At 55.9% G+C, this 11,249-nt stretch carries 12 protein-coding genes; 6 read left to right on the forward strand and 6 right to left on the reverse strand.

Features of this window, described 5'->3' with window-relative positions; all coding sequences use genetic code 11:
* Positions 1-207: 207 nt before the first annotated feature.
* From ACGYLY_RS00305 to ACGYLY_RS00315, 3 genes are all read left to right on the forward strand, one after another.
* On the forward strand, positions 208-1,212 hold the full coding sequence (locus tag ACGYLY_RS00305) for a hypothetical protein (protein ID WP_395291127.1): 1,005 nt from the start codon (positions 208-210) through the stop codon (positions 1,210-1,212).
* Between the two features lie 6 nt (positions 1,213-1,218).
* On the forward strand, positions 1,219-1,632 hold the full coding sequence (locus ACGYLY_RS00310) for a hypothetical protein (protein ID WP_395283558.1): 414 nt from the start codon (positions 1,219-1,221) through the stop codon (positions 1,630-1,632).
* Between the two features lie 221 nt (positions 1,633-1,853).
* Positions 1,854-2,486 (forward strand): hypothetical protein, encoded by a 633-nt coding sequence (locus ACGYLY_RS00315; protein WP_395283559.1) that lies wholly within the window; start codon positions 1,854-1,856, stop codon positions 2,484-2,486.
* Between the two features lie 830 nt (positions 2,487-3,316).
* Here ACGYLY_RS00315 and ACGYLY_RS00320 read toward each other — a convergent pair.
* From ACGYLY_RS00320 to ACGYLY_RS00335, 4 genes are all read right to left on the reverse strand, one after another.
* On the reverse strand, positions 3,317-3,658 hold the full coding sequence (locus ACGYLY_RS00320; RefSeq protein ID WP_395283560.1) for a hypothetical protein: 342 nt from the start codon (positions 3,656-3,658) through the stop codon (positions 3,317-3,319).
* A 192-nt stretch (positions 3,659-3,850) separates the two neighbouring features.
* Complete coding sequence (locus tag ACGYLY_RS00325; RefSeq protein ID WP_395283561.1) at positions 3,851-4,855, reverse strand: tyrosine-type recombinase/integrase; 1,005 nt, start codon at positions 4,853-4,855, stop codon at positions 3,851-3,853.
* A gap of 96 nt (positions 4,856-4,951) precedes the next feature.
* Positions 4,952-5,449, reverse strand: a complete 498-nt coding sequence (locus tag ACGYLY_RS00330; protein WP_395283562.1) for a CBS domain-containing protein — start codon at positions 5,447-5,449, stop codon at positions 4,952-4,954.
* A 376-nt stretch (positions 5,450-5,825) separates the two neighbouring features.
* Entirely contained in the window at positions 5,826-6,785 is a 960-nt protein-coding gene (locus ACGYLY_RS00335; RefSeq protein ID WP_395283563.1) for a diacylglycerol/lipid kinase family protein, read from the reverse strand.
* 54 nt (positions 6,786-6,839) lie between these two features.
* On the opposite strand from ACGYLY_RS00335, the gene ACGYLY_RS00340 reads away from it, so the two are divergent.
* Complete coding sequence (locus tag ACGYLY_RS00340) at positions 6,840-7,544, forward strand: PHP-associated domain-containing protein (protein WP_395283564.1); 705 nt, start codon at positions 6,840-6,842, stop codon at positions 7,542-7,544.
* Here the strand turns inward: ACGYLY_RS00340 and ACGYLY_RS00345 are convergent.
* The gene (locus ACGYLY_RS00345) at positions 7,541-7,954 is read right to left on the reverse strand and encodes an Lrp/AsnC family transcriptional regulator (protein WP_231185444.1); all 414 of its coding nucleotides are present in this window, start codon (positions 7,952-7,954) and stop codon (positions 7,541-7,543) included. The genes ACGYLY_RS00340 and ACGYLY_RS00345 overlap by 4 nt on opposite strands.
* A gap of 102 nt (positions 7,955-8,056) precedes the next feature.
* On the opposite strand from ACGYLY_RS00345, the gene carA reads away from it, so the two are divergent.
* Entirely contained in the window at positions 8,057-9,127 is a 1,071-nt protein-coding gene (carA, locus tag ACGYLY_RS00350) for a glutamine-hydrolyzing carbamoyl-phosphate synthase small subunit (RefSeq protein WP_395283565.1), read from the forward strand.
* A 60-nt stretch (positions 9,128-9,187) separates the two neighbouring features.
* Here the strand turns inward: carA and ACGYLY_RS00355 are convergent, their stop codons facing one another.
* Positions 9,188-9,922, reverse strand: a complete 735-nt coding sequence (locus ACGYLY_RS00355) for an SDR family oxidoreductase (protein WP_395283566.1) — start codon at positions 9,920-9,922, stop codon at positions 9,188-9,190.
* 189 nt (positions 9,923-10,111) lie between these two features.
* On the opposite strand from ACGYLY_RS00355, the gene ACGYLY_RS00360 reads away from it, so the two are divergent.
* Positions 10,112-11,248 carry a hypothetical protein gene (locus tag ACGYLY_RS00360; protein ID WP_395283567.1) on the forward strand — a complete coding sequence of 379 codons (1,137 nt, stop codon included), beginning with the start codon at positions 10,112-10,114 and terminating at the stop codon, positions 11,246-11,248.
* Position 11,249 lies beyond the last annotated feature (1 nt).

Consider the following 11,249-nt stretch of genomic DNA (forward strand, 5'->3'; position numbering starts at 1 on the left):
TTCTGTATAGACGAGCATCTTCATTGAATTGAGTAGACGTTTGGTAATACAGTCTGTATTCTCAATGCTCATTTGCCACTAATAGAAACAATACATAGTACTCTCTCTTCTAGCGAGTTCAAGTCTCGCGGAGAGTACAATTGCAGTTGCGGAAATACGGATTTTTGAATACATATGGTGTCTAGCACACTCTACAATCAGGAAAAGTTGTACAAAGAAGCCGCTCCCGTCGATCAAGCCATGTATCAGACGGAGGGGTGGGAACGAAAGAACTATCGCTACGATTTTGCTAATGCTCAAAATCTGGAGTTGACGGATCAGTATGTGAAGGAATCTGACCGTGATTTCCTTAATCCAGATACGACGGAGATGCCTCACGGTCCTAGTGGCATTAGCGAAGTTAGCGGCGGTGGAGTTGACTTTGTGACTCAAGAAGGGGATGTGCTGCCAACATTCCGCTTCAATCACGGGTACACAATCGCCCTTGAAGAAGCGCTATCTGGTGCTGATGTTCAGGAGAAGACTCGTGCCGTGATGGAGATCTTCGACCATTTCGCTGATGGTATGTGGATGACGGGAATCTATGATCGAAATGGTAATCAGGAGCGTATGGGAGCGCTTCAGTGGTTGAAAAGCTCCATCCCCTCGTCTCGAAGCTTTGACTGCTCTTCGACAAGTTACGATAACTACCGAGGTAACGGTAAGCAGTCTGATATCCTCAAGTATGATGCTTACAGTGAGCTAAGTGGTCGAATCATTCAGGATGGCAAATGGACAGCTATCGGTCGTCATGAGGCTCTGGCACAATTCAACAAGTCTGTTGATGATTCCTCTGGTTCGACCGATGATACCTATTGGGACCGTTTCCATGCGACTGAAGAGGGTGACATTGGCATTGAGCAGAAATACCTCATTCCGCCTCAACTGACCCTTTCTGAAGCGCCTAATGGGATGGAACCTCATTCTATCGACCTAACGAGTGAGCTTGGACCAGACGAGATTATTCTCACTCCCAACTTTGAGGATATTCGCCAAAAGTACTGGATGCTTCACCAGATGAATACTCCCGAACATTGGATGGTCGAGCGTTCTGGTGGACGTATTCAGAATGATTTTATCTGGCGTTATAGCCACAGCTTCGATCCGCTGAATTCGCATGCGTCTGCCACAGACTCGATCCACATCACGAATCTGAGCGCTCTTCTGGAATAACCAGACATGCACTGGAAAATAGACGATGATGAGAAACTTCTCTCGTCAGTACGGGATATCGCTGAAGAATCATCTGACTTGAGAGATAGAGAAATCGAGAGCGCCATCGATCGATCGAAGACAGTGCTCGTTGTGGACGCTGGTGTGGACGAGAGCGACTTCTACAAAGACGATGATGCTCTTGCCAGCCTACTCTATCTATCGTGTCTCACGGTGGCTGATGCCGCGAGAGAGGACGCTGATGTGATACGGGGAGGATACTCTCCGCTCGATGAACGATACAGTTGTACTGATGTGAGTCGAGCAACTGAAGGACGATATCGCCTTTGGCACGATTCGATTTGTGAAGCGTGCAATGCATATCTCTATTCTCCTGAAGAGCGCTCAATGCCGATGAGTCCGATGACGCCCTTTCCATGAGTCGTGAACATAGAGACGGATATGAGGTAGATTCGAACGACAATGGGTATGATCCCGATGCAGGGAATGCCACTCCGCAAGATGGGCGTTGTAATGCCCTTCTAACCAATTGGCGTTCTCGCTACGGTTCCCAACGTTACTGTGGTCGGTTGCCAGAGAAAGATTTCATCGATGATGGTTCGGAGCGTTGTAATATGCATAAGAACCGAGACGGATTAGCAATGCGAGCAAGGGAACTGCAAGCCACAGGAATACACTGCAAGACTGTCTTCCATGCATTTGATGGATTTGACCCACTGATGAGGATGCTTGCCTACAGCAAGTTCGATAACCTCTTAGACGAGTCCATATACAACTTCGACCCGAATTACTACGTCAAGTATCTCGACTTTAGCGACCACGAAGGCAGATACATTGTAGCGGAGTATCTGGACGATGAGGGAGTTCTTCATCTGGATGTACCTCATCCTACGCAAAACACCCATCGTGCCATCAAGGGGCTGTGGGAGGCTGCTGTGAACGCTGTGATATCTCTCAACGTTCAATCGAAGTTAGCTAAATGTGATTTGGAGAAAGAGATAGTTTCCGATTCGGAACTCATCTTTGACGATGATAGAGATCATGAATGGGCGGAACTTACCGAGATGACTGAACACCATCTCAATCTCCCCTACGATAGGCTTGTCCGACAGCACAGCGATTTGCTTGAGTTAGGTGGGGTCGGTGTCAATGAGGCTTCTGTTGATGAAAATCCTGATGAAGTGGTTGAGATTTATAGCAGCCCACTTGATGAGGATGGGATTGATCCCGAGGCGTTCGTTGATGAGCCTGAAGTTCCGATAGATATAAAGTAAGAATCTATAGAGGTACGATTCTCCATATTTGATTGGTCGAAAAATTAATTCAATTTCTCCTTGATATTCGTTGTCGGATGAAGACTTGTAATTGCACACATGGCCTTCAGTCCGACTAGGGGACCTTGATACCATTCCTATCCTTCCCCTTTCATGCTTGGTCAATAACGAACTGATGAGAATTATGTGAATGGTTCTCTATTGGGGTGTGTTTCCACTGTTTCATCTGTAGCCCCCTATTTCGATTGGAGAAGTATTATACACTGCCGTTTCTACGTTTCTTCTGGCAATTATCATACGCTACTAGAATATGATGATTACTGACAGATACTTATGCAGAACGAAGCATCATGATATTCTGACGAAGCTAAGCAGTCTCTCTCATCGCACAGTCAAAACATTTATGCCATTCACTACCATGCTAGTATTTGGCAGAGGTGATAGAAACTGACACAACACAAAATATTTGCGCAGGAGATTCGGATAGCACCTACATTCCGTCAGATATTGTGTCAATCCATGTGTGAGCTTTCTCAAACCATTAACTTTTTGTTTTATGAGCCTATTGCTCACGAGGAGGAGCATTCACGCTACCCAGTTCAAAGCTCCTCGATGTGCCACCAAACGCATCTACCACGAATGTCATGGTGGGGAAATTTCCATTTCCTTTTTCACGACTAATCAGATGGAAATACCCATAGACGTAAGGCCGCAAATCCGAATTTCAGACGATTTACATACTCACTCGCAAACACTGCAATGGGTTTGCGAGCGCATGCGCGTAAGGGACGGAAATTCGGCTCGTTTTCTTGATGGATACTTGACTCAGACTAAGGTTCCATAACACCAGTTCTATTATCGAAATCGGTAGTGAATTGGAACATTGAAAAAAGGAAGATGAGCATCCCGAAAGCAAACGGGACTATTGCCGCCATCATCCATACTGCCGTCCAGAATGGCAATTGATGGAATAGTCGGATAGCGAGGTAACTAGCCGCGCAGACTCCCGAGATACCGAATAGTAGCAAGGCTAATGAGATGAAAACCATTGTGTCGTTATTCTCTTGTCTCTCATAGAAGTCAAAAGAAAGCTCCGTGACGATCAATAGAGCGGTCACAATGAGAACAGTCACCTCAAGCATCGTGAGAAGTATGGTATTTATTTCTACCATGTTCTAACTTCAATTGTACTTGAACAATAATACTGACGACATGAATTGAGGAGAAGGTACTTCCATCGACGTTTACCCCACATTTCGAGGGGTGAGATGTACCTTCCACCGAAAATCTCTCCTTTTTGTTATGAGCCTACTGAAAACAGGCGAATTAACGCCTATCGAACATCGTTAGAGGGACAATCTACCTCAAATAGAGTCGAGATACCCCCTACGTTGCTCTACCTTCTCTTTCTCGGTACGCTGATCGTAGTGGGCATCAAGAACATCACGACTCACATCGAACCTATCGGAAACGACCGTATCTGGCACATCGCTCTTTAGAAAGTTCGTGATTGCCGCTCTACGCATAGGATGCCCACTATATGACGATGGACACTTACCAGACTCATTTTTGTACTGAGCGGCTTCACACGACGCTATGTCCCTCCCGTGAGGACACTCACCACTATAGAAGCATGGTTGGGTCAGTCGGTATATCGTTCGACGGATGGTCGGTTTCGCTATCCTACCGTTGTCAGTCGTGAAGAGAGGGGAACGCCCATACTCGTCTTCTACTGATGTACGCTTCATCCGTAGATAGTCATCGAGGAGTAGGCACATCTCTTCGTTCAGAGCAATGTACCGCTCTCCCTCAACGCCATTCTTCAATGGAGTGTCCTCGGTAGGGCGATGGTGCGTTGCTATGTATTGTTTCTTCGAGTCATAGTCCTCGACATCGAACGAGCGTACTGTGCCTGTTCGAATGCCTGTATGCCACAGCAATTCGAAGATAACGTGCCTTCTAGAGGCATAATCAAACTTGCGTAACCGCTCTATGATGGACTGAATCGTCTCGACGTTAGGCATCTCTGTTCGAGCGCCGTCCGTTACCTTCGGAATGATGACCTTCTCGGGGAGTGAGTCATCTACTGCTTCGATTGTTGTTGCCCACTTCAAGAACACTCGGAACCGACAGAGCTTGATCTGAAGAGATGTTTGTGCCAGGCCGTCTGCCATCTCAAGGCGGTACTGGTTGAGATGGCGTCCAGATAACTCGTTCAGGTTATCGACATCGTTGCTACGACACCACTTCACGAACTGATTCAGGTCCATCCGATAGCTCCGTATCGTCTTTTGAGCTAACTCTGACCGACGTTGGTCGAGATACAATTCAACTGCTTCCTTCGGCGGTATTGGGGTTAGCGCTGTCATGTGTTTTCAGGCTAAAACCCCAGTAAAAAGAGGCGGGGAGTAGGTTTCGAAAACCCCCCTCGAATGCCGGGTTCAGTGGCGGCGTTTCGACGGGGCTCACTCCTCTCGTCGCTCGTCGCGGAGTGCCCGCAGCACGTCCTGCCGGGCGATGATGCCGACGAGTTGCCCGTCCTCTATCACCGGGAGGCGGTTGATGTCGCTCTTGGCGTCGGCCAGCAGGTCGAGGATGTGGTCGAGGTCGTCGTCGGGCGTCACCGTCACCACGTTCTCGGTCATGACCGTTCGAACCGGCTTCCCGGCGTTTCTCACGAGGTCGATACCGGCGTCCAACTCGTCCCACGAGAGGTCGAAGCCGTATTCGAGGCTTTCGAGGAACGGCGGGAATCCGATGGGAATCCACAGCGTTCGGTCGCTCGGTTGGAACAGGTGCACGAGGTCGTGTTGCGTGACGATACCCACGACGCGGCCGTCGTCGGTGACGGGGAAGCCGTTGAACTGGACCCGCGCCAGGCGCGTCAGCACGTCGCCGATTTCGTCGTCGGACGAGACGGTTTCCACGTCGGTCGTCATCAACTCGCGGGCGGTGATTGCCATACGTGAACGGTGGCACGCACGCGGTGTAAACGTTGTTACGAGACGTCGGTCGTCCGTCTGATTCCGTCAGCCTTGCGAATGTGACCGTTGGTATAGCAGTTCTCTCGTCCCATTCGACGGTTTCGTAACCGGTTACAGACGTAAAATAACCGCAACAGCAACCGTACCGCATCAGCCACACCCTCCCCAACCGACTCCCTCCCCCGCTTCGCTCCTCCGGTCGTCCCTCGCACGACTTCAGCGGGACGACGCGGCCGAGAGTGGCCGCGTCGTCCCGCCAGCGCGCGCCAACGTGGATGATTACGATATGCGAAACGGATCGATTTACGAGACGCGAAGCCGACTTACGATGTGCGAAACCGACCGTTTGTTCGTCTCACTCCTCGGGGTATCGCTCGTACTCCGCGCCGACGGCGAGTTCCATGGTGTGCGGGCGAACGCCGAGCGTCAACCCGTCCCATTCGCCCTTCTCGCCGTCCAGACTGAACTCGACGGGCGAGTCCTGTTCGACCTCTATCTCCAGCGTGGGCGTCTTGAGGTGGGTCACGTTCTCCGTTTCGCTGCCGAACAGGCGTTGCATCGTCGCCTCCTGAAGCAGGTTCGCGGTGGGGGTCTTTTCGATGACGGTCACGTCCAGCAGACCGTCCTCCATGTTCGCCTGCGTTCGGCCCTGCACCGGGAACCGTCGCCCGTTGCCGACGAGGACGAACACCGCGTCGCCGGACCACGTCACATCGCCGTCGTCGGACGCCGCTATCGTGAGCGGAAGCCCCTCGTAGTCGGTCATCAACCGGAGGGTGTTCACGACGTAGGCCAGCACGCCGAGGCGCGCCTTCTGCTCCGGGTCGGTTTGGTGGCTCGCGTCCGCGGTCAGTCCCCCGACGCACGAGTTGACGAAGGGTCGCCCGTTCGCGGTGCCGAGGTCGATTCGACGCCGTTCGCCCGCGTCGAGAACCTCGAAGGCGTGTTCGATGTCGGTGACGCCGATGTTCCCCGCGAAGTTGTTCCCCGTTCCGGCCGGAATCACGGCGAAGGTCACGGCGTCCAGCGCGTCGGCGTCGCCCAATCCGCGAACGACTTCGTGGATCGTCCCGTCACCGCCCGCGGCCGCGACCACGGCGGCACCGTTCTCCGCGGCGTGGCGTGCGAACTCGTTTGCATCCCCTTCGCTCTGGGTTTCGAGGACGGTACAATCGTACTCCGTCGCGAGGCGCTTGACCTGCTCGCGGTGGTTCGCATCGCCGCTGATGGGGTTCAACACGACGACGCGCTCGTACTCGACGGCCTCCTCGCTCGCCACGAGGTCGTCCACCGCACCCTCCTCGTCGGCTTTCATGCACTGACTGACCGGCGGAAAAACCAAAGACCTATCGGCAGTATAGCTACGAACGTGTTTGCCCTCGACCTACACGCTCACACGCGATTCTTCCACGGCCACGAACGCGCCGCCGCGCTGTTCGACCCGTTAGGCGTTCGACTCCTCGAACTCGGCGCGCGCTACCGCGGATTGGACGGCGTGGCGCTGACGAATCACGATTACTTCCACCCGTTCGCCGGACGCGTCGTGGAGACGATTCCGGGTATCGAAGTCTCCACGACGAAGGGACACGTCCTCGTCGTCGGACCCGACCCGCCGACGCGCACCGAACCGGGGACGCTCACGCCGAAAGAGACGGTCGCCCTCGCCCACGAGCGAGGCTGTGCCGCCATCGTCGCCCATCCGTACCGGAACAGCACCGTGCGCGAGGTGGACGCCGAGTTCGACGCCATCGAAATCAACGGCAAGCACCCGCGAACCGAGGAGTGGGCGCGGCAACTGGCCGACCGCTACGACCTGCCGCTAGTTGGCGGGAGTGACGCCCATTATCCGCTCGAAGTCGGGCGCGCGTACACGATGATCGATGCGGACGTCTTGACCCCCGAGAGCGTCGTCAGCGCGATACGGGACGGCCGCGTCGAACCGAGAGTCAAGCGGGGGACGTTCGACCAACTCGTCCGCCGCGGTTATCGCGAAGTACACGAGGGAAAGGACAATCTCCACCGTCCCGAGGAGGAGTCACCGGGCGTCGGCGAACCGCCGCAACCGGAAGACTAGCCGAGCCGCTCGTCCAAAATCAATCGAGTCTTCGTACTCACCACTTCTTCCATCTCCCGCGCGCGGGTGATGAGTTGGTTCACGCCTTGCGTGTCCGAGGCGTCCACGACGAGGACGATGTCGTCCTCGCCGCTGACCTGCCAGACGAAATCGACCTGCTCCCATTCCGCGAGCGTGTCGGACATCCTCGTCGTGTCGACGGCCACGTCCACGCCGATCTCTATCATCGCCTTCACGTTTCCGGTGTGGGTCGTGACGGTGAACCGCTCGATAACGCCGTCCTCGGTCATCCGTTCGACACGATTTCGAACGGTGCCTTCCGACGTACCGACCGATTCAGCTATCTCTGTGTACGGAGTTCGGGCGTCTCGCCGGAGGAGATTCAGTATCTGTCGGTCGAGTGCGTCCATGGAGATATGCAGATAGTGTTGCCCGCTACTTGACGATTACGAATTTCGTAACGATGTTACGAAAGCAAGGTTTATTATGCTTTGTTGCATATGAATATCGTAATGCCGGGTGCCTACGTCGCGCTGGAGGGTGGCCATGTGGTGGAAGCCCGTGGTCGTGCTCCGGGAACGGCTTGCGGTGAACTGGTTTTTACAACAGCATACACGGGTTACGAGGAGAGCCTCACCGACCCGTCCTACGAAGAACAGATACTCACGTTCTCGTATCCCCTCATCGGGAACTACGGCGTCCGAGAGGAACGCTTCGAGAGCGACCGAGTACATCCGCGCGCCGTCGTCGCGCGTGAACTCACCGAGGACGTCGCGGAGTGGCTCGAAGCCGAGGGCGTCCCCGCGGTGGACCACCTCGACACCCGCGATCTCGTCGGCGGGATTCGAGAACAGGGCGCGATGAAGTGTGGAATCGCGGTCGGCGAAAACGCAACGCCCGAGGACGCGCTCGCGGAACTCGAACGCTGTCCGGGTATGAGCGACCACCACGACATCGGCGAGCAGGTCAGCGTCTCCGAAACCGAGATTCACCTCGGCGACGGCGACGAGGACGGCAAGACGGTCGCGCTCGTGGACTGTGGTGCGAAGGGGAGCATCATCGACTCGCTCGTCGAGCGCGGGGCGGACGTCCACGTCCTCCCGCACGATGTGTCCGCGGACGAGGTGGAAGCCATCGAGGCCGACATCCTGTTCATCTCCAACGGTCCGGGCGACCCTGCGAACTTCGAAGCCGCACAGGAACTGGTCGAGACGTTCGCGGGCGAACTCCCGCTCGCGGGCATCTGTCTCGGTCAGCAGATAATCGCTCGCGCGCTCGGTGGCACGACGGAGAAGATGGACTTCGGCCACCGCGGCGTCAACCAGCCCGTTCGCGATCTCGAATCGGGACAGGTCGTCATGACCACGCAGAATCACGGCTATACCGTCGCCGACCCCGGCGACCTCGAAGTCACGCAGATCAACGTCAACGACGACACGCCGGAGGGGTTGGAAAACGACGAACTGGACGTTCTCACGCGCCAGTACCACCCCGAAGCCAACCCCGGACCGAACGACACCCTCGGATTCTTCGACGACGTGCTTTCGCTGGCACCCCGAAAACGACTCGTCGTTGCCGACTAACGGGTTCGAACGCTACCATCCGTCGGACCGACGGTAGCGCGGTCACCGATCACCGATCTTTCACTCTTCGATTTCGATTCCGATCTCTTCCTCGCCGGGAACCTGCCAGTCGAGTTCGACCAGCCCCCGCGACGTTCCGCGTTGGCCGTCGCGACTGACCACCTCGAACGTTCGGTTCTCTGCCTCGGGCGTGAACAGCGCGCCGATCATCAGTCGGGCGACGTCCGCTCGCGGAACGCTTCCCGAGACCGTTTCGCCGCCCTCCCCGACCAACACGTCGCCCGTCGCGGGCGCGTTCGTCAGCTCACCGGGACGAACGATGGTGTATGGGACGCCCGACGTTCGAAGCACGGCCTCCGCGTGATTTTTCTGGTTGAGGACGTGCCAGAGGAGGAGTCGGAGCGGCACGGGCATCTTCTCGCGGGAATCGCCGACGCCGATGGCGCTCTCGAAGACGAAGTGTTCGATGTTTGCGGCCAGTGCCGCGTGGACGAGGTTTTCGACGCCCGCACCGTCGGCGAGGTCCCCGCCCAGCAGCACGTCGAGGCCCGGCGACGACCCGACGGCACAGAGGACGGCATCGCAGTCGGCGACGGCGCGGGAGGCGTCGCCCGGGTCCAGCAAATCGCCGACGATGACCTCGTCCGCGCCGTCTGCTGACAGTTCCCGTTCCTTCTGTCGCGAACGAGTCATCGCCCTGACCGTGAGGTTCGTTCCACGGAGCCCTCGGAGGAGTTCGCGGCCCGTGTCACCGCTCGCACCTGCGACGAGTACGCGCTCGATTTCGTTCGACATCGTGTCGATGTCTTCGTGTAGAGCGGGGAAAGGTTTCGCGGCCAACGGCGTCGTGGTACGTCCTCGGAGCTGGCGAGCGATGCGTACATCCCTTATCCAAACTAGATGATAAAAATAAAATTCAGATATAAATTTATTCAAAACTAGATTAATTATTTATTCTCTTATTTCATTATCAAAGAGGTAGCCATGAAACAAAACCACGACGCGGACGGAGATAGAGCACGATCGAACAGGCGAGCAGTCCTCAAAACCGGCGCGCTCGGACTGACGAGCATCGTCGGCGGGAGCGGCTTTGTCAGCGCGGCACCGGACGGGAAATCCCCGCGGGGAAGCGACGTCCACACCGTAAAAGCGTCCCGCGGAGCGTCGATTTCCGAAACACAGCGGCGCGAGGTTCGACGGCGCGCCGTCCGTGATTTCGAGCGCAAGAACGACCGTTCCCCTGCGGTCGTCCCCGCAAGCAAGCAGAAAACGAGTTCCGGCGAGGTCGTGGCGTACGCGTACGGGTTCGACGCGAACGGTATCGGTCGCTCCTACGTCGGCGTCGCGGCCGAGGACGTGTCGGAACCGCAGTCCCGTTCGGGTCGCGCCGAAGCCCTGATTCACGACCGGTTCGACCGCCACGTCGCCGATCTTTCCTCGACCATCCAAGCGTCCGAACAGGTCACCACGATGGCCGGCGGAACGGTTTCCGGCACGGACAACATGGAGCAGGTGTACTCGCAAAAACTCGAATACGCGGACGACCCCTACGGTGTCGTCGGTGCCACGTTCTACGTGTTCATGGATACGCTCGATAGCACCGAAGGCGACGTGTTCTCGCTCCACTCCCCGGCCGGGTTCGAGCCCGGAACGTCCGCGTTCGGAAGCGACTACAAGAACGAATGGGGACGGGTGTATCACCACTGGGACCAGAGCGAGATGGGGAACGCCGACGTGGATTACGGTCAGTGGAATCCGTACGGAACCCAGGGCGGTTCCTCCTCAACTAGCTACTCACTCAGTGTGACCGTCGGCTGGATGACGGCACAGGTTTCGGCGGGCATCAGTTGGTCGTACTCCCAACCGAACGTCGAAGTCGTGGACGAATCCTCGGCGTACAACGAGTATAACCAGTGGCAGTTGAAGGTCAACGCCGACGGGGACGACGACACCCGGACGAACTTCATCGGCTTCCAACCGTCGAGCGCCGCGTCGATGAACCACTACGACTCGTCGATGGGCAGCCGAATGCTCTCCGGAAACGAAGTGAAAGCGAACTTCTCGAACGGCACCGATAGCTACGACCTCTCCTCGGAGAACGAGTTCTACCTGAACCCGTGAC

It is taken from the genome of Haladaptatus sp. CMAA 1909, from assembly GCF_043952005.1.
GTDB lineage: Archaea > Halobacteriota > Halobacteria > Halobacteriales > Haladaptataceae > Haladaptatus.